The sequence below is a fragment of the Streptomyces sp. NPDC039609 genome, assembly GCF_055596705.1.
The window spans coordinates 1-22,793 of record NZ_JBVIUJ010000018.1 but is presented as its reverse complement, the minus strand read 5'-3'; the positions used below and the strand labels follow the sequence as shown (position 1 = coordinate 22,793).

The 22,793-nt window shown below is 70.9% G+C and carries 17 protein-coding genes and 4 pseudogenes; 6 read left to right on the top strand and 15 right to left on the bottom strand.

Annotation, left to right across the window (positions count from 1 at the left end; genetic code table 11):
* The 7 genes and pseudogenes from ACZ561_RS36340 to ACZ561_RS36310 form a co-directional block, all read right to left on the bottom strand.
* Positions 1-891, bottom strand: coding sequence for an agmatine deiminase family protein (locus ACZ561_RS36340; protein ID WP_471003961.1), 891 nt, complete (start codon positions 889-891; stop codon positions 1-3).
* Positions 892-976: 85 nt separating this feature from the next.
* Positions 977-1,360 (bottom strand): annotated as a pseudogene (locus ACZ561_RS36335) (ABC transporter substrate-binding protein); the annotation flags it as partial.
* Between the two features lie 343 nt (positions 1,361-1,703).
* Positions 1,704-2,720 carry an agmatine deiminase family protein gene (locus ACZ561_RS36330; protein WP_471003773.1) on the bottom strand — a complete coding sequence of 339 codons (1,017 nt, stop codon included), beginning with the start codon at positions 2,718-2,720 and terminating at the stop codon, positions 1,704-1,706.
* A gap of 128 nt (positions 2,721-2,848) precedes the next feature.
* Positions 2,849-3,031, bottom strand: a pseudogene (locus ACZ561_RS36325) (urease subunit alpha); the annotation flags it as partial.
* Positions 3,032-3,050: 19 nt separating this feature from the next.
* Positions 3,051-3,199, bottom strand: a pseudogene (locus tag ACZ561_RS36320) (urease subunit gamma); the annotation flags it as partial.
* A 194-nt stretch (positions 3,200-3,393) separates the two neighbouring features.
* The gene (locus ACZ561_RS36315; RefSeq protein ID WP_376445376.1) at positions 3,394-3,975 is read right to left on the bottom strand and encodes a TetR/AcrR family transcriptional regulator; all 582 of its coding nucleotides are present in this window, start codon (positions 3,973-3,975) and stop codon (positions 3,394-3,396) included.
* Positions 3,976-4,090: 115 nt separating this feature from the next.
* The gene (locus tag ACZ561_RS36310; protein ID WP_471003771.1) at positions 4,091-5,647 is read right to left on the bottom strand and encodes a serine/threonine-protein kinase; all 1,557 of its coding nucleotides are present in this window, start codon (positions 5,645-5,647) and stop codon (positions 4,091-4,093) included.
* A gap of 140 nt (positions 5,648-5,787) precedes the next feature.
* On the opposite strand from ACZ561_RS36310, the gene ACZ561_RS36305 reads away from it, so the two are divergent.
* Together ACZ561_RS36305 and ACZ561_RS36300 are read left to right on the top strand one after the other, a co-directional pair.
* Complete coding sequence (locus ACZ561_RS36305; protein ID WP_471003769.1) at positions 5,788-6,411, top strand: TetR/AcrR family transcriptional regulator; 624 nt, start codon at positions 5,788-5,790, stop codon at positions 6,409-6,411.
* Between the two features lie 217 nt (positions 6,412-6,628).
* Positions 6,629-7,792, top strand: a complete 1,164-nt coding sequence (locus tag ACZ561_RS36300; protein WP_471003767.1) for an agmatine deiminase family protein — start codon at positions 6,629-6,631, stop codon at positions 7,790-7,792.
* 22 nt (positions 7,793-7,814) lie between these two features.
* Here the strand turns inward: ACZ561_RS36300 and ACZ561_RS36295 are convergent, their stop codons facing one another.
* Genes ACZ561_RS36295 through ACZ561_RS36285 form a run of 3 tightly spaced genes read right to left on the bottom strand, consistent with a single transcriptional unit; the run spans position 7,815 to position 12,351 of the window.
* Positions 7,815-8,804 carry an antibiotic biosynthesis monooxygenase gene (locus ACZ561_RS36295; protein WP_471003765.1) on the bottom strand — a complete coding sequence of 330 codons (990 nt, stop codon included), beginning with the start codon at positions 8,802-8,804 and terminating at the stop codon, positions 7,815-7,817.
* Complete coding sequence (locus ACZ561_RS36290) at positions 8,801-11,527, bottom strand: molybdopterin-dependent oxidoreductase (RefSeq protein WP_471003763.1); 2,727 nt, start codon at positions 11,525-11,527, stop codon at positions 8,801-8,803. The genes ACZ561_RS36295 and ACZ561_RS36290 overlap by 4 nt, the downstream gene beginning before the upstream one ends.
* The gene (locus ACZ561_RS36285; protein WP_471003761.1) at positions 11,524-12,351 is read right to left on the bottom strand and encodes an FAD binding domain-containing protein; all 828 of its coding nucleotides are present in this window, start codon (positions 12,349-12,351) and stop codon (positions 11,524-11,526) included. Before ACZ561_RS36285 ends, ACZ561_RS36290 begins: the two co-directional genes overlap by 4 nt.
* A 458-nt stretch (positions 12,352-12,809) precedes the next feature.
* On the opposite strand from ACZ561_RS36285, the gene helR reads away from it, so the two are divergent.
* The gene (gene helR / locus ACZ561_RS36280; RefSeq protein ID WP_471003759.1) at positions 12,810-14,969 is read left to right on the top strand and encodes an RNA polymerase recycling motor ATPase HelR; all 2,160 of its coding nucleotides are present in this window, start codon (positions 12,810-12,812) and stop codon (positions 14,967-14,969) included.
* Positions 14,970-15,049: 80 nt separating this feature from the next.
* Here the strand turns inward: helR and allB are convergent, their stop codons facing one another.
* The 4 genes from allB to ACZ561_RS36260 all read right to left on the bottom strand — a co-directional run bounded on the left by allB (position 15,050) and on the right by ACZ561_RS36260 (position 20,031).
* On the bottom strand, positions 15,050-16,387 hold the full coding sequence (gene allB / locus ACZ561_RS36275) for an allantoinase AllB (RefSeq protein WP_471003757.1): 1,338 nt from the start codon (positions 16,385-16,387) through the stop codon (positions 15,050-15,052).
* Between the two features lie 63 nt (positions 16,388-16,450).
* Positions 16,451-17,176: an aspartate/glutamate racemase family protein gene (locus ACZ561_RS36270; RefSeq protein WP_471003755.1), complete on the bottom strand. Its 726-nt coding sequence runs from the start codon at positions 17,174-17,176 to the stop codon at positions 16,451-16,453.
* Between the two features lie 23 nt (positions 17,177-17,199).
* On the bottom strand, positions 17,200-18,681 hold the full coding sequence (locus ACZ561_RS36265) for an NCS1 family nucleobase:cation symporter-1 (protein WP_471003752.1): 1,482 nt from the start codon (positions 18,679-18,681) through the stop codon (positions 17,200-17,202).
* Between the two features lie 318 nt (positions 18,682-18,999).
* A complete protein-coding gene (locus tag ACZ561_RS36260; RefSeq protein ID WP_471003749.1) occupies positions 19,000-20,031 on the bottom strand; it encodes a saccharopine dehydrogenase family protein in 1,032 nt (343 codons plus the stop codon).
* Between the two features lie 100 nt (positions 20,032-20,131).
* Here ACZ561_RS36260 and ACZ561_RS36255 point away from each other — a divergent pair, with 100 nt between their 5' ends.
* The gene (locus ACZ561_RS36255) at positions 20,132-21,079 is read left to right on the top strand and encodes a helix-turn-helix domain-containing protein (protein WP_471003746.1); all 948 of its coding nucleotides are present in this window, start codon (positions 20,132-20,134) and stop codon (positions 21,077-21,079) included.
* Positions 21,080-21,098: 19 nt separating this feature from the next.
* Positions 21,099-21,608: a hypothetical protein gene (locus tag ACZ561_RS36250; RefSeq protein WP_471003743.1), complete on the top strand. Its 510-nt coding sequence runs from the start codon at positions 21,099-21,101 to the stop codon at positions 21,606-21,608.
* Positions 21,609-21,664: 56 nt separating this feature from the next.
* On the opposite strand, the pseudogene ACZ561_RS36245 reads toward ACZ561_RS36250, so the two are convergent.
* Positions 21,665-21,760 (bottom strand): annotated as a pseudogene (locus tag ACZ561_RS36245) (AraC family transcriptional regulator); the annotation flags it as partial.
* 839 nt (positions 21,761-22,599) lie between these two features.
* Between ACZ561_RS36245 and ACZ561_RS36240 the strand changes: the two are divergent.
* On the top strand, positions 22,600-22,793 hold a 194-nt coding region (locus tag ACZ561_RS36240; RefSeq protein ID WP_471003740.1), incomplete at its 3' end, for an acyl-CoA dehydrogenase family protein.

The window sequence follows — 22,793 nt, the reverse complement described above, 5'->3', positions numbered from 1 at the left end:
TCAGACGGCGGGCTGCTGCTGGGTGACGCAGTGGATGCCACCGCCGCCCGTGCCGAGGCGGTCGATGTTCAGCTGCTCGATGACACGGTCCGGGTAGAGGCGGGCCAGGGTCGCCCTCGCCGCCTGGTCCGCACGGGTGTCGCCGAAGTGGGCGCTGATGACGGCGCCGTTGCAGAGGTAGTAGTTGGCGTAGGAGGCGAGGAAGTCCCGGCTGGTGGAGCGGATCTTGTCGTAGTCCGGGCCCTGGAGGCGCATCACGTCCATCGGGGCGCCGGTGGCGGTCGTCGAGGCGGACAGGATGCTGAACTGCCGGCGCGCGTCGCGGGCGTAGGCGTCGTCGTCGGTGGAGAGGGGCATCTGGACGAGGGCCTCGCCGGGGGCGAGGAAGCGGGACGTGGCGTCGACATGGTCGTCGGTGATGTCCTGGCCCCGGACCCCGTCGAACCAGATGACCTTGGACGCGCCGTACGCCTCGCACATCGCCGTGGTCAGCTGCCGCTCCGACATCCCGGGGTTGCGGTTCCGGTTCACCAGGCTGCTGCGGGTGGCCATCAGCGTGCCGGCGCCGTCCTGCTCGATGGCGCCGCCCTCGCCGACCAGGTCGGCGGAGGTGAACGGGACGCCCACGTACGCGGCGATCCGTTCGGCGACCAGGGCGTCCTTGGCATGGGTCTGCTTGTTGCCCCAGCCGTTGAAGTTGAGGCCCACAGCGTCCAGGCCGCCGGCCCCGTCCGTGCGGAAGACGGGGCCGCTGTCGCGCGTCCAGCAGTCGTCGACGGGGATGGAGCTGATGACGGTGACCGTGGAGCCGCACATCGAGCGGGCCTTGGCGGCACTGCCGGAGTTGGCGCACATGACGACCGGTTCGTACTTCGCGGTCGTACGGGCGATCAGGGCGATGTCCGCCTGTACGCGTGCCCCGGTAGCCGTCGAAGCGCGTCAGTTCGAGCGACTGGCCCTTCTGCCAGGCGCCGAGCGTGAACGGGCCGGTGCAGGCGAGGCCGCCGGAGGTGCCGTAGTCGCTGCCCGCCGCGGTGACACCGGTCTTGGAGGCGACCACGCCGGCGGCGGTCGCCATGTACTGGTTGAACTGCGAGTCGGGCTTCTTCAGCTTGACGGTGACCTGGAGGGGGCCGGTCTTGCGTACGGAGGCGACGTTCTGGAAGTTCTGCGCCCAGGCGGCGGCGTTCTTCGGGTCCGTCTGGCGGCCGAGGCTGAAGACGACGTCGTCCGCGGTCATGGTCCCGCCGCTGTGGAACCGCACTCCGCTCCGCAGGTCGTACACCCAGGTGGTCGGGTCCGGGTTGGTCGCCTTCTCCGCGAGTCCGGGTTCGAGTGCGAGCCCGGGCGTCCAACGCATCAGGCTCTCGCAGACGTTGGAGAGGATGGTGTTCTGCGGGTAGTCGAACGCCGTCGTGGGGTCGAGCGTGGGCGGCTCCGCGTAGATCGCCCATGTGAAGGAGTCGATGTCCCCCGTGGGCTCGGGGGTGCCGGCCGAGAGCGCGAACGAGGCACCGGTCCCGTCCGCCCCGCCACGGGGCGGACCCGCGCAGGCTGCGAGGGCGGTGAGGGCGGCGACCGAGGTGAGGGCCGCGAGCACGGTCCTCACGGGGCGACGTCTCGGGACGCGGGGCGGGGGCGGTGCGGTGCTCATCGTCGCGCTCTCTTTCGGTACGGCGGGGGGGAGGAGGGATTGCTGAGGGTTACGCGTCGGGGCGGGCGGCCACCGGAATCTGCTGGGTGATGCAGTGGACGCCGCCACCGCCGTACGCGATCACCGGAGCCGGTACGCCGACGACCTTGCGGTCCGGGTACGCCCCGGCGATCACCTCCAGGGCGGCCGTGTCCTGGGGGGTTCCGGCGACCGGGACGACGACTCCGCCGTTGGCGACGTAGTAGTTCAGGTACGAGACCTCCACGCGCCCGCCGGCGACCTCGGCGAACACGGTCTGCGGGACGTCGACGATCTCCAGGGCGCGCCCCCGGGAGTCGGTCGAGACCTCCAGGACGGCGCGGTTGGCCCGCATCCGGGCGTAGTCGGGGTGCTCGGGGTCCGCGGGCAGGGAGACGACGACCTTCCCTGGGGCGGCGAAGGCGCAGACGCCGTCGACATGACCGTCGGTCTCGGTGTCGAGCAGACCGCCGTACGGAAGCCAGATCACCTTCTCGACATCGAGCTGCGCCTTCAGCTCGGCCTCGATCTGCTCGCGGGTCAACTCCGGGTTGCGGTTGGGGTGGAGGAGGCACTGCTCGGTGGTGATGAGGGTGCCCTCGCCGTCGACGGTGATCGCCCCGCCCTCGAGGATCATGTCGGAGGCGATGCGGTCGACGCCGAGGTGCTCCAGGAGCAGGGCGCTGATCCGGTCGTCGGAGTCGTACGGGTGGTGCTTGCGGCCCCAGGCGTTGAAGCGGAAGTCGACTCCGGCGCGGTGTCCGTCGCCGTCCAGGACGAACAGCGGGGCGGAGTCCCGGAACCAGGAGTCGTCGAGGGGCAGTTCCACCACGGAGACGCTGTCGCCGCAGTGGGCGCGGGCGTCGTCGCCGAAGCGGGGCGGGGCGACCATGGTGACGGGTTCGAAGCGCGCGATGGTGCGGGCGACGTCCGCGTACTCCTGCTTCACGGCGTCGAGGACGCCGTCCCACAGATCCACGCGGGTGGGCCAGGCCATGAGGCAGCCCTCGTGCTCGGACCACTCGGCGGGCATACGGAATGCAGTCATCAGGGGTCTCTTCTCGGTCGTTGGGAAGGAAGAGTGGCTCTAACTGAAATTTCAGTCAAGAGCCTGGGTGCGAGAAAGCTCGGTGCGGTCGGAGGCAGCGGACAAGGGGCGCCGGATCGGAGGCAGCAGAGGCGGCTCAGCGAGACCTCGTCCGCCTGCTCGGAGTGCGGGGGCGACCCGTCCAGCGTCACGAGACCCCTGCGGCCGTCGACCTCGACGTCCCCGATACAGGAGTCGAGCAGCAGATCGGCCGGGCCGAGGCCGCGGGTGCCGCGGACGGCGACCCGGCGGCCTCGGGTGGCCACTGCGTCGTACGGGCGACCGGAGGAACCGGACTCGGCCGCGGGCCGCCTCGCAGGCGGTGTCCGCGATGAGCGCGGTCGCCTCGGGCACGTTGGGCCGCGGGCCCGGCGTGCGCGGGCGAGCTCGGCGGCGGTGAACAGCAGCAGGCGGTCCCGCTCGGCGGGTGTCAGCGGCATGGGGTGGCCCCTTTCCTCCCGTAGCCCGGTGATGCGCACACTGTGACACTGACTGAAAATTCAGTCAAGAGATGAAACCTGCGTGAACAACCCATCGATCACCCCATGGAATCCGGGCCTCGTGGACCGCTTCCCGCCGGGCTACGGCGGCGCCCGGGGGCCACTGAGTCACCTCGGCGGCCCCGCCGACGGGCCTACGGCTGCCGCAACCCGGTCAGCTCCACCTCGACGGCCTCCCGCATGAGGCCGCGCGCGTGGTCGATCGCGAGGCCACCGCTCAACCAGCGCATGCTGAGACCTTCGAGCAGGGCGGTCAGCCGTTCCGCGGCGGAGGCGAGCCTGGCCGCCGGCGCCATGGGGTGGACCTGACCCAGGAGGGCGGCCACCTCCTGCACCCACACCAGGGTCGCCCGGGCGAGGTCCTCGCGCAGGACGGGGTCGAAGACGGCGCTCGCCCGCAGCTCGCCCCACGCCGTGCTGTTCTCCCGGACCTCCGGGGTGTCCTGGAGCTCCAGGAGCAGGACCTGGTCGAGCTCCTCGCGGGGGCTCATCGGTTCCGCGTCCGGCTCCTGGGCGGTGGTGTACCGCTCGGCGCGGTCGTTGATGAACTCCAGCGTGTGGCGCAGGATTCCGGTGCGGTCCTTGAAGTGGTAGTAGATCAGGCCGGTGGAGACCCCGGCCTCCTCGGCCAGTTCTTCCACGCGGAGCCCGCGGACCCCGCGCCGGGCGATCACCCGGGCGGCCGCTTCCAGGATCTGAGTACTGCGAGACGCCATGTCACGAACCCTATCCGGACGGCCGGAGGGCGTGACCGCGGCGGTCGTCGGGCAGCACCGGCCCGGGGCCGCGGCGGTCGTCGGGCAGCACCGACCCCCGTACCCACTCGGCCACTCAGCCACTCCTCCGGTACTGACTCAGCACGACCGTGACCGGACCGCCCCCGGGTGACGCCTCCACCAGCCGCGCCACGACGAGCCGCGCGCCGTCGGCGCTGCGCACGCAGAACGGTCGTTCGTCGGCGAGTTCGCCGAACGGCAGGCTCGCGACCGGTTCCGTGTCGATCCCCCGCTCGCAGTCGGCAGGACTGAGGCCGTATCCGGACGCCACGAAGGCGTCGGCGTTCTCGGGCACCACGAGCCCGCCCTTGTCGCGGGCCAGGTACCACGCGGCCGTGTCGGCGGGTGTCACCTTCCCGGTCGTCAGGTCGAACTCGTAGCCGTCGTCGGGGGCGGTCAGCTCGACGTTCGTGTAGCCCGGCGTGTACACGACATCCGGCTCCGCCCCGGCCTCTCCGGGACCGGTCAGGTGGTACACGGTCGCGGCCACCACCGCGAGCGCCGCGACGACGGCCGCCGTCAGGGCCGTGCGTCCTCGCCCGCCCTTCCGTCGGTCACGTCGCGCCGGCGCCCGGCCGTGGGTGCCGGCGTCGCCGATCGCAGCCGGCTCCGGGGCCGCCGGCGCGGCCGCGTGGGTGGGTCGGTCGTGCCCGGAGACCCCGTCGAAGAGTGTGGGCTGCGGGGCCGAGGGGCCGCCCGTCGCCCGCCGCGTGATCTCCTGTCCGACCGCCCCGGGCAGCCATCCGTCGGCGAACTCCGGCGAGGAACCCACGGCCGGGTGAGCGCGCACGGCGGCGATCAGCGCGCCCGGAGTGGGCCGCTCGCCCGGCGGCTTGGCCAGGCACCACGCGAGGAGTTCGCGCAGTTCTCCCGGTACGTGGGAGAGGTCGGCCGGCTCGTGGACCACGCGGTACAGCGCGGCCGACTCGGGCCCCGTCCCGAAGGGCAGGGCGCCGCCCGCCACATAGGCGGCGAGCGCGCCGAGCGCGAAGACGTCGGTGGCCGGCGTCACCGCGTGCCCGAGCGCCTGCTCGGGCGCCATGTACGCGGCGGTGCCGATCCGCAGGCCGGCGCCGGTGAGTCCGGTGGCGTCGGCCGCCCGCGCGATGCCGAAGTCGATGACGCGGGGGCCGTCCTCGGCGACGAGCACGTTGGCCGGCTTGAGGTCCCGGTGGACGACGCCGGCCCCGTGGATGGCCTGGAGGGCCTCCGCGATCCCGGCGACGAGGAGCAGCACGGTACGTACGGGGAGCGGGCCATGGCGCTCGACCAACTGCTGGAGCGAGGGGCCCGGCACATAGGCGGTGGCGAGCCAGGGGACGGCGGCGTCGGGGCCGGCGTCCACCACCTGCGCGGTGAACAGGCCGTGGATTCGCCGTGCGCTCGCGACCTCCTGGGCGAACCGCCGCCGGAACTCGGGGTCGGCGGCGAAGTCCTCGCGGACCGCCTTCACGGCGATGGGCCGCCCGCCCGGGGTGTGGGCGAGATAGACGACGCCCATACCTCCGGAGCCGAGCCGGGCGTGGATCCGGTAGCCGCCGATATCGCGTGGGTCGTCGAGTGACAGAGATGGGTGGAGAGACTGCACCCCGGGAGGTTGGGTGGAGGACATGGGCGGCTCTTTCGGCGGTGCGGAACGGCGGAACGGGTACGCGTCGCGGCCCCGCCCACGATCGCGCCTTTGACTAAAGTTTCAGTCAACACGCAAGCCCGCCTCCGGCGGGGCGACCGGACCACGACAAGGAGCACAGAGTGAACGGGAGAAGAAGGGCGATCCTGGAGGCCGCCGCCCGGGTGATCGCACGCCGAGGGGTACGCGGACTTCGGGTGGAGGAGCTGGCCGCCGAAGCACGGGTCTCCAAGGCTCTCGTCTACTACCACTTCGGCGACCGCGCCGGCCTGCTGCGCCACACACTGCGGTTCATCGGGGACCGCGCCGAGCGGTACACCCGCGGCCGCCCACTCGGGAAACGCGAACCCGAGAACTCCCTGCGGGAGCTGGAGCACAGGCTGCTCCTCGAGCTCCAGGACACTCCCGAGGTGCGCGAGAACAGCACGGCCTGGGGGGAGCTGCGGGCCAGCGCGGTCTTCGAGCCGGAACTGCGGGAAGAGCTGCGGCAGGCGGGCACCGAATGGGTGCGCGAGATCGCGGAGCTCCTCGGCCGGGTCGACCCGGCGGCGCCCGACGCCGTTCTCGTTTCCGCGGCGGAACGCCTCACCGTCCTCCTGGAGGGGCTGAGCACCCGGTGGCTCATCGGGGTGCTGCCGACCGACCACGCCCGCGAACTGATGCGGGGCGCGATCGCGGCGGAGGTCGAGGGGCTGGGACCGGGGCCGGGAGTGCCGGAACCGTGCGCCGTAGGCCGGCTCCGCTGAGCAGGCGGAACAGTGCGGCGACCCTGCGTCCGTTTGACTGAAAATCCAGTCAGTGCCACAGTGAGGACACGGCCACCCCCACTCACGCCTCCGAGCAGCCGTCTCCCTCGGCCTCCACACGCGTGAAGCCACGGCCCGCGACTCCGCCGCCGCGCGCATCACCGCGATCCGCCCGCTGCCGCCGGATACCCTCGCCAGCCCACGATCGGAGCACACCGTGTCCTACCTTCCTCCCTCCCGTCGCACGGCCCTGCGCGCCTTCGCCGTGATCGGCGGCGCCCTCGGCTTCGGCGCCGCCGCCTGCGGTCCCGAGGCGTCCGTGCAGGGCGGCACGACCACCGCACCCGGTCGTACCCCCGCCGCCGGCACCGAGCGCCGCTTCGGCGCGGAGTGGGAGAGCCACACCCGTACGTTCATGTCCTGGCCGGCCCTCGCCTCCGTCTGGGAGGACGACCTTCCCTACGTACGGGAGGACATCGCCCGCATCGCGCGGGCGATCGGGGAGTACGAGGCGGTCGTGATGATGGCCCGCCCGGACCAGGTGGCGGCGGCCAAGCGGGCCTGCGGTTCCCAGGTGGAGGTCATCCCGCTCGCCGTCGACGACCTGTGGGCCCGCGACACCGTCCCCGTCTTCGTGGAGGACGAGGGCAAGGTCGTCGGCGTCGACTTCCACTTCAACGGCTGGGGCAACAAGCAGGAACACGCCAACGACGCCGAGGTGGGCCGCAAGCTGCTCGCCCAGTACGGCATCCCGCGCGAGGAGGCACCTCTCGTCGCCGAGGGCGGCTCCTTCGAGACCGACGGCGAGGGCACGCTCCTCATCACCGAGAGCTCGATCGTCAACGACAACCGCAATCGCGGGAAGACCAGGGACCAGATCGAGGACGAGCTCATCGAGACCCTCGGAGTGGAGAAGGTGGTCTGGCTGGCGGGCGTCCGCGGCGAGGACATCACCGATGCCCACGTGGACAGCCTCGTACGGTTCACCGCACCCGGCGTGGTCCTGCTGGACCAGGCCTTCCCCGGCACTCCCCCGGACTCCTGGTCCCGCTCGGCCGACCAGGCCCGCTCCGTACTGAGCAAGGCGACCGACGCACGCGGCCGGCGCTTCGAGATCATCGATCTGCCGCAGCCCGACCTCGAAAGGATCACGGGCGAGGGCGACGACTTCGTGTCCACGTACGCCAACTTCTACGTCGCCAACGATTCGGTCTTCATGCCCAGGTTCGGGGACCGGAAGGCGGACGACCGGGCGAAGGGCATCCTCCAGGAGCACTTCCCGAAGCGCGACGTCGTCATGGTGCAGGTCGACACGATCGCCTCGGGCGGCGGGGGCATCCACTGCTCGACGCACGACCAGCCCGGCAAGCCCGACGCGTGACCGTGTCAGGACCCGCCGCCCCTCAGGGAAGGGTCCAGATCACGCGCGTGATCAGGTAGAAGACGACGACCCAGAAGACGGTCACGGCCGCGACGATGCCGATCCCGATGAGATTGGTCTTCGTCCGTGGCTCGTCCGGCGCGGGCCGCAGCCACCGCTTGAGCAGTCGGTTCACGTAGTAGGGCATCGTGAAGAAGCTCATGATGAAGCTCGACAGCAGGTTGCCCACGAGCAGACCGAGCCAGAGCGGCCATTGGAGCGGCGACAGGGCGAGGGTGAGGAGCACCACGGTCGGGTACAGGCCGACCCAGACGGCGATGGCGGTCTTGGTCTCCGAGGGCGGCGGTGCCTCCCTGCCGTTCTCCTCGAAGGCGAACCAGCTGCCGAAGGAGTTGTCGATCTTACGGAGCTTGAAGTCGTCGAACTTCGCGCCTTCGGCCAGCATCCCCTTCCGCTTCGCCGACGTCAGCCAGGCGTCGAGGTGCTCGGCGTTGTCGTAGCGGTAGAGGGTGGTCCATTCGTCCTGGAGGCCCTCGATCGGCCGGAACAGCTCGGTGCCGCGGAAGCCTTCGAACTTGCTCTCCTCCAGGCTCATGCGCTGCTGCCAGTCGAGGAAGTCGTCGACATGCTGCGGAGCGATGCGGTGGGTCACCACCACGGTGACGAGCGGGTCCGTCGGCTGCGTGCCCCCGCTGATCACCTGCTGGGTCGCCGGACCGTCGAAGTACTTCTCGCCGGTGTCGAGGAGACTCTGCCGGGTCGCGCTGTTCATCCATGCCTGCAGATGGGCCACGGAGTCGAAGCGGTAGACGATGACCCAGTCGGGTTGCAACTCGGTCGGCGGGGAGACCTCGCCCCCGAGGTACCCGGCGTAACGGGCGGCGGCGGCGTTGACGCCGTCCTGCCACTGCTCGTACGCCGCCTCCATGCCCGGCCGGACCCTCCGGCCGATGATGACCGTCGCGGCGCCGTCCGTTCCGGGGCTGGCGTCCGGGTGCTTCTGGGTGGTCATCGTGCCGGGCCCGTCCACGCGGGCCGGCTCTCGCCGAGCCGGCTGTAGATCCGTTCCGGGGTCAGGGGCAACTCGCGGCAGCGGACGCCTGTGGCGTCGCGGAGCGCGTTCGCCAGCGCGGGGGCCACCGGGTTGATGCAGCATTCCGCCATCCCCTTGGACCCCATGGGTCCGACGGAGTCCGATGAGCCCACCAGGAGCAGCTCGGTGCGGGGGACGTCGGCGAAGGTGGGGATGCGGTAGTTGCGGAGGTTCGGGTTGGCCATGACACCGTCCGCGTCGACCTGGTAGTTCTCGGTCAGCGCGAATCCGATGCCCTGGGCCACGCCGCCGTCGACCTGTCCCCGTACCTGCTCGGGGTTGATGACCACACCGGCGTCGGTCGCCTGGACGCTGTACAGGACCCGGATCTCCCCTGTGATTGGATGGACGGCGATCCGGAAGCCCTGCGTGTTGGAGACGACACTGCGGGGTGAACCGTACGCCTTGCGTGCGGCGGTGAACCGGATGCCGCGGGCCCGTGCGAGCGCGACGAGCTCCGCGAGGGGGACGCGGGTGTCCCCGCAGACGACGCCGTCGTCGTCCATCGAGCACATCACGACATGGACGCCCGCGTGGGAGGCGGCGAATTCCAGGATGCGGTCGCGCACCGCGTTCGCCGCCCGGAGCACCGCGTTGCCCGCGACGAAGAGTCCGGCGCTCGCGAAGGCTCCGGTGTCGAATCCGGTGCGGTCGGTGTCGGACTGTACGAGACGGATCCGCGACGGGGTCGTGCCCAGCTGGTTGGCCGCGATCTGGACGTGTGCGGTCGATGTACCCTCGCCGAACTCGACGGTTCCGACGGCCAGTTCGTAGACGAGGTCGTCGCCGAGGGTGACCCAGGCCTCGGAGATGTGCTCGGTCGGGGGCGCCGTCTCGTGCAGGGAGCTCGCCACGCCGACCCCGAGGAGCCACCCCGGTCCGGGCGACGGCTGGTCCGCCGTACGGGCAAGGGAACCTGCCACGAGGTCGATGCACTTGGAGAGACCGTCCTCGTGGAACATCACGTCGTCGGGGCCGTCGTGCATCGCGACGAGCGGATCGCCGGGGCGCACGATGTTGCGGCGGCGCAGTTGGAGCGGGTCCATGTGGAGGGCGAGGGCGAGTTCGTCCATCGCCGATTCCACGGCGAAGGCCGGCTGGGTCATTCCGTAACCGCGCAGCGCGCCGCTCGGAACGGTGTTGGTGTAGACGGAGTAGGCGTCGTACTTCTTGTTGGGGCAGCGGTAGATCATGACGGCGGCCCCGCCCGCGTACAGCGTCTCACCGCCGTGGTTGCCGTATGCGCCCGTGTTGGACACGTTGCGGACCTGGAACGCGGTGAGTGTGCCGTCGGCCTTCGCGCCGAGTGTGACGGTCAGCTTCATCGGGTGCCGCGGCGAGGCGGTGGTGAACTCCTCCTCGCGCGTGTACTCGAAGGAGACGGGCCGCCCGGTGTCCAGGGCGGCGAGGGCGGCCAGGTCCTCGGAGATGACCTCCTGCTTGCCGCCGAAGCCGCCGCCGACGCGCTTGCAGAAGACGCGGAGCTGGTCGGGGCGCAGGGCGAAGAGGTAGGCCAGTTTGACCTTGGCGATCGACGGCGACTGCGAGCTGGTACGGACGTTCAGCAGGCCGTCCTCCATCCAGGCGATCGAGCCGTGGGTCTCCAGATGCGCGTGCTGCACCCGCGGTGAGACGTAGGTGCCCTCGTGGATCACGTCGGCCGCGGCGAATCCGGCGTCGACGTCGCCGATGTGCGAGTGGATCTCCAGCAGGAGGTTGTGCACGGAGTCGCGGACGAACGGGTCCTCCGAGCCGTGCAGTCGGGGCGCCCCGTCGGCCATGGCCTCCTCGGGTTCGAAGACCGCCGGCAGTACGTCGTACTCGACTTCGAGCCGACGGCAGCCTTCCTCCGCGGCCCCGACGGTGTCGGCGACGACCGCGGCGACACGCTGGCCGGCGAAGCGGACCGTGTCGTCGAGGATGTACGTGTCGTCCGGATCGACGAGGTGGTCGGTGTGGATCGCCGTGGTGAACCGTCTGCGCGGCACGTCCTCCCAGGTGTAGACGCGGCGCACGCCGGGGACGGCGAGCGCGGCGGTCCTGTCGACCGACACGATCCGGGCGTGCGCGTGCGGAGAGTGCAGCACCTTGAGGTGCAGCATGCCGTCCATGCGGGTGTCCATGGTGAACTCGGCCCGGCCGGTCACGACGTCCTCGGCCGCCGGCGCGCCGACGCTCGTTCCCACGGCCCTGCCGGGCCGGGCGGTCTCCACGGCGGAGAGGCCCCGTACGGCGTCCTCGATCGACCGGTATCCGGTGCAGCGGCAGAGGTTGCCCTTCAACGCCCGTGGCAGGTCTGCCTTCTGCTCCTCGGTGAACGTCGCCGACGTCATGATCATCCCGGCGGTGCAGAAGCCGCACTGGAACCCCGGCGCGTCCCGGAACCGGCGCTGCGCCGGATGCAGGTCGCCGGGCGATCCGAGACCTTCGATCGTGGTCACCTCGCGGTCCTCGGCGCGGAAGGCGGGGGTGACGCAGCTGTGGACCGGCCGGCCGTCCAACCACACGGTGCACGCTCCGCAGTCGCCCGCGTCGCACCCCTTCTTGACGCCGAAGTGGCCCAGTTCCCGCAGGAAGGTGCGCAGGCACTGGCCGGGGCGCGGCTCTTCGCCGAAGCTCCTGCCGTTCACGAGGTAGGTCATGCCGGGTCCCCAGCCATGAGTTCGCGGCGAATCTCTTCCGCGAAGTGCTCGGTGAGATGGCGACGGTGGTCGGGGGTCCCGTTCGGGTCGGCGAACCAGACGTCGGCCGGGATGGCGTCGATGCTCTGCCGCAGGGTGGGGGCATCGGGCATGTGGTCGAAGGCGAACCGCACCGGCCGCGTGGTGCCGGCGGTGACGGTGAGCGTCATGTCGCCCGTGCCGGGCGTGTGCGTACCGATCAGGAACACGGTCGAACGGCCGAGGTGCGTCAGTGTGAACCGGCGGTGCGCGGCGCTCTTGCGCAGGGCGTGCGCGGGAACCTCGACACGGCGCAGGATCTCCCCCGGGGCGAGGATGTTGCGGTTGTTCCCCGTCACGAAGTCCAGTGCGTCGACGGTGCGTACGGAACCGTCGGGAGCCCACAGCTCGTACCGCGCCTCGAGCGCGACCGTGAGCGTGATCATGGGACCGGCGGGCAGCGACATGCAGATGTTCCCGCCCACGGTCGCCGCGTTCCAGATCTTGAAGGAGGAGAGGAACGCTTCGCAGGACGTCGCGAGGAGCGAGCCCGCGGTCCAGTCGGCGGGCGGCACGAAGGCGTGGAGATCACGGATCGTGCATGTGGCACCGATCTCGAGGCCGGCGTCGGCGCGGACGAGGGGATCCCACGGCAGCACCGTGAGGTCGACCAGGCGGCGCAGCTCCGGCTGCTCGACGGAGAACAGCCACGTGCCGCCCGCGAGCCAGGCATCACCCTCGCGCCAGTCGGCACCCGGCCGGTCGGAGGGCCGCCGGACGACTTCGGTGATGGTGTTGAGATCCATGGGAACGCACCTGCCCCTGCACGCGGGGGCTGCGCCACCTCTCGCGGCGGGCTCGACTGTCGGCAGCCGCGGTCACGGGTTGCGGATGGACCGGTGGACGCAGGGATTCCTTTCCAGCGTACCCAGAACGCCCCGTCGCCGCGCGGCCGGAGCGGCCGGTCCCGGCGACTACTGGCAGGCGGTGCCCGCCTTCCGGCAGTCGGGCCGATCACGGGTGGGGGCCCTCGCGGACGACGCGTGTCGGGCAGCCGCGGCGGGGCCGCGCGCAAGGGTTTCCGGACCGTCGCATCCGCGGGAATCGTCCGCTCGGAGCGGACATAAGAAATGCGAGAGGGAACTCCCACCTCTCGCCACTCTCAAGATATAGCGCACCGGGGGGCTTGCCGCAAGGCCCCCGTCGTGGCGCAGAATCACTGGCCTCAGCCAGAAGCCGCAGAAAAAAACGGGAGACTCACGAAGTGCGTTCGCTCAACCCTCTGACCACCAGTGCGTTCGACCTTCCCGACCCTCTCTCCCCCAAGGCCGACCCGTCGCTGATCGCCGGCGACGAACAGCACTTCGCCGCCATCGCGGAGAGCCTCGAGCAGTCGATCGCCGAGCTGTCCGACCGGCTCGACGCCACGCGCAAGGCGCCCGGCGGTGTCGGCCGGGAGGCGATGGAGCGGGACGCGGAAATCCACCGGCTGACCGGCCGGTTGCGCGCCCTGCGTCGCTTCGGTCTCGACCTGTGTCTCGGCCACATCGTCAGCGCGGACGACGGCGAGCCCGTGTACGTCGGACGGCTGGGCCTCACCGACAGCACCGGTCGTCGACTGCTGCTCGACTGGCGTTCCCCCGCGGCCGAGCCGTTCTTCGCGGCCACCCATGCCAACCCGATGGGTCTGGCGAGCCGTCGCAGGTACCGCTGGACCAGCGGCCGTATCAGTGACTACTGGGACGAGGTGTTCGCCGCCGACGGGCTCGAGGGGCGCGCCGCGCTCGACGACCAGTCCGCCTTCATCGCCAGCCTCGGTACCAACCGGTCGCCCCGGATGCGCGACGTGCTCGCCACCATCCAGTCCGACCAGGACGCCATCGTCCGTGCGAGTTCCCGCGGTGCCCTGGTCGTCGACGGCGGCCCGGGTACCGGAAAGACCGTCGTGGCGCTGCACCGCTCCGCCTATCTCCTCTACTCCGACCCCCGCCTCGGTCACCGTCGCGGCGGCGTGCTGTTCGTCGGTCCGCACCGGCCCTATCTGAGTTACGTCTCCGACGTCCTCCCCAGCCTCGGAGAGGAGGGCGTCCAGACCTGCACGCTGCGGGACCTCGTGGAAGAGGGAGCCGGAGCGGCCAGCGAGACCGACCCGGACGTGGCGCGTCTGAAGTCGTCCGCGGACATGGTGAAGGCGATCGAAAAGGCCGTCAGGTTCTACGAGGAGCCGCCCTCCCAGGGCATGACGGTCACCACGTCCTGGTCCGACATCCGGCTGAGCGCCGACGAATGGGCCGAGGCGTTCGCGGCACCGGGACCGGGTACGCCGCACAACGAGGCGCGCGACCAGATCTGGGACGAGCTGGTCTCGATCCTGATGGACAAGTTCGACGGCGACGTACCGCCCGAGCTGTTCCGGAAGTCGCTGCTCCAGGACAAGGAGCTGGTCGACACCCTGAACGGCGCGTGGCCCCTGCTCGAAGCGGCCGACCTGGTCGGGGATCTGTGGTCCGTGCCCGCGTATCTGCGGATGTGCGCGCCCTGGCTCAGCCGCGACGAGGTCCGCCTGCTGCAGCGCAAGGAGGAGCCGCAGGCCTGGACGGTGTCCGACCTGCCGCTCCTGGACGCGGCACGCCAGCGGCTCGGCGACCCTGAGGCGTCGCGGCGCAAGCGTCGGCACGAGGCCGCTGTCGCCGCCGAGCGCGAGCGCATGGCCGGCGTCATCGACGACATCGTCGCCGCCGACGCCGACGGCGAGGGTGCCGTGACCATGCTGCGGGGGCGGGACCTGCAGGACAGCCTGGTCGATGAGACGGCGCTGCCCGGCACCGACCGGGACCTGCTCGCCGGCCCGTTCGCGCACATCGTCGTGGACGAGGCTCAGGAACTGACCGACGCGGAGTGGCAGATGCTGCTGCTGCGCTGTCCGTCCCGGAGCTTCACGATCGTCGGGGACCGCGCCCAGACCAGGCGCGGCTTCACGGAGTCGTGGCGGGAACGGCTCGAGCGGGTCGGGCTCGACCGGATCGAGATGGCCTCCCTGAGCGTCAACTACCGGACGCCGGAAGAGGTGATGGCGGTGGCCGAGCCGGTCATCCGGGCCGCGCTGCCGGACGCCAATGTGCCGAGCTCCATCCGCAGCAGCGGCATCCCTGTCGTCCACGGATCCGTGGCGGATCTGGACTCGATCCTCGACGACTGGCTCACCGCGCATGCCGAAGGGGTCGCCTGCGTCATCGGCCATCCCAGGTTCCGGCCGACGCCCCGCGTGCAGTCGCTGACCCCGGCGCTCTCGAAGGGCCTGGAGTTCGACCTGGTCGTCCTCGTCGACCCCGAGGAGTTCGGCACGGGCATGGAGGGAGCGGTCGACCGGTACGTCGCGATGACGCGTGCGACCCAACAGCTCGTCATCCTCACGAGCTCCTGAGGCCGGCCGGAGGAACAGCGCCCGGGGACGGGCGTCGTCGACTCATGTCGGTGACGGTTCCTCCCCGGGCAGGGCCCGCTTCAGTCGTTCCTTGCGAGCAGCCGGCCGGTCGGCTCGGTGAGGGTGCCGCGGTCGACGATCCGCTCGCCGCGCAGCCAGGTCGACTTCACCACGCCGTGCAGGGTCCTGCCCGCGTACGCCGTGACCCGGTTGCGGTGCTGGAGCTCGGCCGGGTCGACGGTGAAGGTCGCCTCGGGGGCGAGGACGGCGAAGTCCGCGTCGCGGCCGGCCTCGATCGCGCCCTTCTTCTCCAGGCCGGCGAGGCGCGCGGGGCCCGCGGACATCCAGCGGACGACGTCCTCCAGGCTGTGGCCGCGGCGGCGGGCCTCGGTCCAGATCGCGGGCAGACCGAGCTGGAGGGACGAGATGCCGCCCCAGGCAGAGGCGAAGTCCGGGGTCTTGAGGTCGGCCGTCGAGGGCGAGTGGTCCGAGACGATGCAGTCGATCGTCCCGTCCGCCAACCCCTCCCACAGCGCGTCCTGGTTCGACGCCTCGCGGATCGGCGGGCAGCACTTGAACTCCGTCGCCCCGTCCGGGACCTCCTCCGCCGTGAGCGTGAGGAAGTGCGGGCACGACTCGACCGTGATCCGGACACCCTCCGCCTTCGCCGCTGCGATCAGCGGCAGCGCGTCGGAGGACGACAGATGCAGGACGTGGACGCGGGCGTTCAGACGCCGGGCCTGGTTGATCAGGTTCTCGATCGCCGTGTTCTCGGCGTCGCGGGGCCGGGAGGCGAGGAAGTCGGCGTACTTCTCGCCGCTCTTCTGCGGGGCGGCGGCGAGGTGGTGCGGGTCCTCGGCGTGGACGATCATCAGGCCGCCGAACCCGGCGATCTCGGCGAGCGAGTTCGCCAGCTGCTCCTGGTCCAGTTCCGGGAACTCGTCCACACCGGACGGCGACAGGAAGCACTTGAAGCCGAAGACACCGGCGTCGAAGAGCGGCCGCAGGTCCTTCACGTTGTCGGGCAGCGCGCCGCCCCAGAAGCCGACGTCGATGTGCGCCTTGGTGCGGGCGACATCCTGCTTGACCCGCAGATGGTCCACCGTCGTCGTCGGCGGAAGGGAGTTCAGCGGCATGTCGAGGAGCGTGGTGATGCCACCGGCCGCGGCCGCGCGCGTCGCGGTCCAGAACCCCTCCCACTCCGTCCGGCCCGGATCGTTCACATGCACATGGGTGTCGACGAGGCCGGGCAGTACGACGTCGTCGCCGACGTCTTCCAGTCGCGCACCGGCCGGGACCTCGGCGTCGTACGGCAGCACGGCGGCGATGGTCCCGCCGGAGACGGCGATCGACGCGGGCCCCGTCCCCTCGGGGGTGATCACGCGTGTCGAACGCAGTACGAGCTGTACGTCGGGCAACGGATGCCCCTCCTCTTCCAGGTTGCTTGTTGTCTTCGTGTCTGCGCCGCGTGACCCGCGTCGTCAGCTCGCCCGCGGGGGCCAGTTGACGATCCGCTTCGGCCGCGGCGACGCGTACGTGCGCACCTTCGAGGTGGTCAGGCCGAGGCGTACGAGGGACTCGGCGATCACGACCGCGGCGCTCACGCCGTCGACGACCGGGACCCCGGTGCGTTCGACGACGCGCTGGGCGAGGCCGGCCATGCCTCCGCACCCCAGACAGATCACCTCCGCGCGGTCGTCCTCCACCGCGCGGGCGGCCTGCTCGACGATGGCGTCGACCGCCGCGTTCTCGTCCCGTTCCAGGTCGAGCACGGCGAGCCCACTGGCCCGTACGGAGGCGCATCGTGCGCTCAGACCGGCGGCATGGAGGCGCTCCTCGATCAGCGGGACCGTACGGTCGAGGCTCGTGACGACGGAGTAACTGCGGCCGAGGAACTGGGCGGTGCTCGCGGCCGCCTCGGTGATGTCGACGACGGGGACGTCGAGGAGTTCCTGCAGTCCTTCCCGGCCGTGCTCGCCGTATCCGGCCTGGATCACGGCGTCGAAGGGCTCCGGGTAGGCGCGTACGGCTTCCATCACGGCGATGGCGGCCAGATAGCTCTCGTAGTTGCCCTCGACCGACTCCGCTCCGAAGCCGGGGGTCAGCGGGACGATCTCGGTGCCGGGTGACGCCGCGGCGGCCGCCTGCTTGCCGATCGATTCGGTGATCGACTCCGTGGTGTTGACGTTGACGACGAGGATGCGCATGGTTCGGCCTTCTGCTCGGTGGTTCATTCGGCGGCGACGGCGATGGACTCGCCGTCCACGTCCCGGATCTGCGCGGTGCGGTCCGCGATGAGCGCGTACAGCACCGCGCCGAGGAAGGCGCCCACGAACCAGGAGAATCCGGCCACGGCGTGGAAGAAGGGCACCAGGGCGACGACGACGGCGACGGCGGCGCTGGGGACGAAGGCCGCGACGGCACGGGGGTTGAAGCCGCGGCGGTAGTGGTACTCGCCCCGCGGGTCCTCGGAGTAGAGGTCGGGCACGTTGACCTGGGCCTTCCGCAGCAGCCAGTAGTCGGCCATGATCACGCCGAAGAGGGGGCCGAGCAGCGCTCCGAGCCCGCCGAGGAAGTAGTTCACGACGATCGGGCTGTTGTAGAGGTTCCAGGGCAGGATCACCAGACCGATGACCGCGCTGACCACGCCGGCACGACGGAAGTTCAGCCGGCGCGGGAAGAGGTCGATGAGGGCGTAGATCGGCGCCACGAAGTTGGCCAGCAGGTTCACCGCGACCGTCAGCGCGATGAGCGCGAGCGAGGCCGTCGCCAGGAGCGCCATGTGGGGAATGGTCCGGACGATGTCCGTCGGGCTGGTGATGATGTGGCCGTCGAGCGTGAACTGCGCCCCGCTGAGGATCACCACGATGACGGCGAAGAACAGCATGTTCAGCGGGATCCCGATCACGTTGCCGCGGACGATGGCGCCGCGGCTCTTGGCTGACCGGGTGAAGTCGCAGAAGTTCAGTACGAAGGTCCCGTAGATCACCACCCACAACGCGGCGGCCTGGAGGATCTGCAGCCACATCTCCCCGCCGATGAGAGGTTCGTCGATGGAGACGGAGATGGAGGCGTCGGCGCGCACGAACATCCAGACCGCGAGGGCACACATGGTGATCAGGGTCGTGGGCGCCGCCAAGGCCATGTACCTGCGGATCATCTGCATCCCGTAGCTCACGATGACGAGCTGGAGGGCCCACAGGGCGAGGAAGGTGATCCAGTCGAGCGTCGACTGGCCGAGCAGCGAGTTCGTGTCCATGGAGCGCAGTCCGGGGAACATCGCGATGAGCAGGGCGCTGAGGACGGCCGATGCGAGGTACGTCTGGATGCCGAACCAGGCGATGGCGACGATGCCGCGGACGGCGGCCGGGATCTTCGCCCCCTTGATGCCGAACGCGATGCGGCTCATGACGGGGAAGGGGACGCCCGTCTTGTGTCCCATGAACCCGGAGAGCGTCAGCAGCAGGAAGAGCAGGACCGACGCGAGCGCGAAGGCGGCCAGGATGCCCCATACGTTCAGCCCGAGGGCGAAGAGGCCGATGGCGAACGCGTAGTTCCCGAGGCTGTGCACGTCGTTGGCCCAGAGCGTGAAGACGTTGTAGGCGCCCCAGCGGCGCCCTTCCTTCTTCGTGGGGGCCAGATCGTAGGTGTACAGAACGGAGCTGGCGGCTCCGTCGGCTGTCTCGGGCGGCCGGGCATCCACAGCAGTCATCGAACGGGCCCTCACGTGTTCGGTAGAGGTCGCGACGAGGCCCGTGGGGACGCGCCGAGGGGGAAGGCAGCGCGTGCGGGGGCCCGGCGACCGGTGGAGGTCTTGGGCGGAGGCTTTAGACGTTTCCACAAAGTGGAAGTTGTTTTCCGCGCATCAGAACGTAGTTTTCGCCAAAGGTCATCGTCAAGGGCTTCCGGGCGGCAACTTCCACGTACGGCCATACGGCGTGAAACGTGCTGGATCGCCCCATAACGCAAGCACCCCCGCCACCGAGGGAGCGGTGGCGGGGGTGAGCGGAACGTGGCGGAAGCTCGGACCCTACGGGCGCAGTTCGAACGAGAGGTGCGGAGACAGGGCGCGGAGGAACTCGGGCGCGTCGAAGATCGCGCCGGCCGAGGCGACACCGACGGTCCGGGTCCGCCCCGTGAGGACGTGATGGACCGCCTCCACGGCCAGCGGGGCGCTGACCGCGTAGATGTCCTGGCCGGTGACCACCGCGCGCCGCTCCTCGCCGCCGGAGCGCACGAGGACGTCGACGAGGAAGGTCTGATCGGAGCGGCCGTGCTCGTCGACCGCGGTCGGCGCCGGCGTGTCCGGGGCGGACAGGTCCCGGGCCGCCTCGACCGTCATGTAGGTGCGCACCTCGGGGATGGGCAGGTGGCTGGGGACGGTCACGACGTCGGCCATGCTGAACTCCCCGATCACCGAACGGATCCCCATCGGCTCGGGGAAGGTCCACTTCAGCGTCGCCGGCGCGTCGTCGCGGTACTCCAGGCGCCCGTCGCTGTAGACGACGCGTCGGCCGTCCCTGCGCTCCCGGGAGACCGCGCCGGCGGTGCGGGTCCCGGCTGTGGGGTGCCAACCGCTCAGCCCGTACGCCACATGCGCCTCGTCGGCCGTCGTCCAGTCACCCATGGCGGCGGTGACCAGCAGGTCTCCGAGGCCGCCGAAGAAGGCCATCGCGGGGATCACGACCGTGCCGGCGGCGGTCGCGCGCTCCGCGAAGTGCGCGAACGTGTCGAGGTTGGCCTCGATCTCGGCAGCCACATCCACGTACGGGATCCTGGCGCGCAGCGCCGCCTCGATCACCGGGGCGGCGGTCGCGGCGAAGGGTCCGGCGCAGTTGATCACGGCGTCCGCGCCGACGAGCGCGCGGTCGAGGGCGGCCGGGTCGTCGACCGCGGCCGGCCGGACGTCGACTCCCGGGTGGGAGGCCGCGAGGGCGTGCAGCCTGTCCGCGTCGCGGCCGGACAGGACCGGGACGAACCCTCGGCTCAGCAGCTCCGCCACCACAAAACGCCCGGTGTGTCCGTAGGCACCGAACACCGTCACCGTGTGACCCGACTTCATCGCATTCTCCCCGCGCTCGATCGTTCAACTGTGAACAGTCTTGCCGCGGGCGCCGACCGCCGCGAGTGTCCGGAACGACATGGCCCGTACAATTTCGGACATGGGTACTGTCGCGCTGGCCGTCACCGACGGGATGCTGCACTTCGAACTGTCCGTGGCGTACGAGGTGTTCGGCGCCGACCTGTCCCGGCCGGCCGGCCCCTGGTACAGCGTCTCCGTCTGCGGGCCGGGCCCGGTGCGGTTCGGCAGGTTCCGGATGGAGCCCGACCACGGGCTCGACCGACTGCCGTACGCGGACATGGTGATCGTGCCGGGGTGGGCCGATGTCGACGAGGAGCCGCCCGCCGAGCTGGTCGACGCGGTGCGCGAAGCCCATGAGGCGGGAGCGCGGGTGGCCTCGCTGTGCACGGGCGCGTTCGTGCTGGCCGCGGCCGGGCTGCTGGACGGCCGACGGGCGACCACGCACTGGGCGCACACCGACGTCCTGGCCGCGCGGTACCCGCTGGTCGAGGTGGATCCGGACGTGCTGTACGTGGACAACGGCAGCGTGCTGACCTCCGCGGGCAAGGCCGCAGCGATGGATCTGTGCCTGCACCTGGTCCGCCTCGACCACGGCTCGGCGGTCGCCAACACGGTCGCGCGCCGCCTCGTCGTGCCTCCTCATCGGGCGGGCGGGCAGGCGCAGTTCGTCACGGCGCCGGTGCCCGCGCAGGACGACCACCCCCTCGCCGCGCTGTTCCCCTGGGCGACCGAACGCCTCGACCAGGCCCTGACGGTGGAGGACCTGGCCCGCCGGGCGAACATGAGCTCGCGCAACCTCGGCCGCCACTTCAGGTCGGTGACCGGCACCACGCCGCTCCAATGGCTCCTGACCCAGCGGATCCGACGTGCCCAGGAACTGCTGGAGACGACGGGCGACAGCGTGGACGCCATCGCGGAGGCGACGGGCATGGGCACGGCCACGACGCTGCGCCGCCACTTCAACCGCGCGATCGGCGTCCCCCCGGACACGTACCGCCGCACCTTCCGCAGCTCAGGCGGTCGTTGACGGCGGTTAGGCTGCGCCCATGCCGAGCCCGCAGCGATCCGGACTGTCGATCGTCGACGAGTTGAGCGCCCTGCCGTTCCCCGAGCGGGAGGGCAGGCTGGACATCGGCGACGGCGGGTGGAGCGGGCCCGGCCACCACGTGGCCGTGCTGCGGAGGAGTCGGGACTTCTGGGACGACCGCGGCGAGGAGATCGTCGAGGCGGCCGAGCAGGAGTTGGAGGCCGACCTCGCCGCACTGGCTGCCGTCCTGGCCGCCCGCTGGGGCAGTCCGACCACGGTCGACCTGTGGCCGTACCTCAGCGTCGACAACCCGGACCCGGACCATGTCGCCCCCGAACCGCTGGGCTTCCTGAGCAACGTGGCCGGCACCATGCGGGTGTGGCACCTGCACCCCTCCGACCGCTGGCTGGCCCTGACCATCGGCCAGGCCGACCCAGAGTTCCCGCTCGAACTCCTCGCCGCCGTGGGTGAGGCTTCCTCCCTGCCGCGAGCAGCAGCGATCGGCGACGAGTCTCCGCGGCCTCGCTGAACTCCGCGGATCGGAGCGACCCCGTCGCCGTGGTCGTCACGAAGCCGGTCGCTCCACGGGATCCACCGCTCCGGCTTCGCGGCCGCCCCGCCCTGCGACAGCCGAACGCGCAGGATCTCCGGGCCCGGCCTGCTGTCGTACGGGTTCGAGGGGACGGGCCGCCCGGGCCGGGTTCCAGTGGAGCGGAAGAGGGTTCCCGCACGGCGCGCAGACGTACTCCTCGTCGCGTACGACATTCAGCTCCGCGCACGCCGGACATCGACGGAACACGACCTCATGGCTGAAACGTCCCTGATGAGAGAGGCCCACACGGTCGAGGGCGGCGGCCACGGACGGCCAGGAGTCCGGGTCGGGGCAGTAGCCGGTCGACTGGTTGCTCGTCTCGACGGCCTCCCAGCCATCCGAACCCCGCACGAAGGCCATCTCACCGGCCGCGCGCACCCAGCCGCGTCCGGCGCAGGCGACGTGCTCACTGCGCCGGGGCGCGAGCCGCAGGAAGCCGTCCTCGTCCACGACATAGGTGAACGGCTCGTCGAGGTCCGCGGCGTCCTGGCCCGCGACCCATGCCGTGAAGTCCTCGGGGGTACGCATCACCCGGCCGGAGCTGCTCCCGGCGGCCGCCGCGCGGATCTCCGGCGGCCCGACATAGCCGTACCGGCGCGGCCCGTCGGAGACGATCACGATCCAAGGCCGCAACACACACACGCCCGTGCCGGAGAGCAGCACCCTCGCCGAGAGCGGTGGAGTGACCTCCGGCACCTCCCGGCCGTACAGCTGGATCCGGTCGAGGAGCAGCGCCCCGCCCTCGAAGCGGTCCCCCGGCCTCACCTGGCCGCCCACGCAGCGAACGATGCAGACAGCAGCGTCCGGGCGGCTCTCCTCCACCTCGACGATCTGGAGCATGCCGTGAGCCTAGCCACTGGCATTCATGGCACTGAGTGTGTTTTGCTGAGGGTACTCAGTGCCACAAGCCTTAGGGGAGCTCGCCATCATGGGCAAGGACTTCGACCTGTATCGCCCGTCCGAGGAGCACGAGATGCTCCGGGAGACGGTCCGCGCGCTGGCGGAGGCGAAGATCACGCCGTTCGCCGCGGCGGTCGACGAGGAGGGCCGGTTCCCCCAGGAGGCGCTGGACGCGCTGGTGGCGGCCGACCTGCAGGCCGTGCACGTGCCGGAGGCGTACGG

Bases quoted from the DNA above. Each gene is read 5' to 3' on its own strand.
- ACZ561_RS36330 (WP_471003773.1), bottom strand. From the start codon at position 2,720: ATGACTGCATTCCGTATGCCCGCCGAGTGGTCCGAGCACGAGGGCTGC.
- ACZ561_RS36315 (WP_376445376.1), bottom strand. From the start codon at position 3,975: ATGGCGTCTCGCAGTACTCAGATCCTGGAAGCGGCCGCCCGGGTGATC.
- ACZ561_RS36310 (WP_471003771.1), bottom strand. From the start codon at position 5,647: ATGTCCTCCACCCAACCTCCCGGGGTGCAGTCTCTCCACCCATCTCTG.
- ACZ561_RS36295 (WP_471003765.1), bottom strand. From the start codon at position 8,804: ATGACCACCCAGAAGCACCCGGACGCCAGCCCCGGAACGGACGGCGCC.
- ACZ561_RS36290 (WP_471003763.1), bottom strand. From the start codon at position 11,527: ATGACCTACCTCGTGAACGGCAGGAGCTTCGGCGAAGAGCCGCGCCCC.
- ACZ561_RS36285 (WP_471003761.1), bottom strand. From the start codon at position 12,351: ATGGATCTCAACACCATCACCGAAGTCGTCCGGCGGCCCTCCGACCGG.
- ACZ561_RS36270 (WP_471003755.1), bottom strand. From the start codon at position 17,176: ATGCGCATCCTCGTCGTCAACGTCAACACCACGGAGTCGATCACCGAA.
- ACZ561_RS36265 (WP_471003752.1), bottom strand. From the start codon at position 18,681: ATGACTGCTGTGGATGCCCGGCCGCCCGAGACAGCCGACGGAGCCGCC.
- ACZ561_RS36260 (WP_471003749.1), bottom strand. From the start codon at position 20,031: ATGAAGTCGGGTCACACGGTGACGGTGTTCGGTGCCTACGGACACACC.
- ACZ561_RS36255 (WP_471003746.1), top strand. From the start codon at position 20,132: ATGGGTACTGTCGCGCTGGCCGTCACCGACGGGATGCTGCACTTCGAA.
- ACZ561_RS36250 (WP_471003743.1), top strand. From the start codon at position 21,099: ATGCCGAGCCCGCAGCGATCCGGACTGTCGATCGTCGACGAGTTGAGC.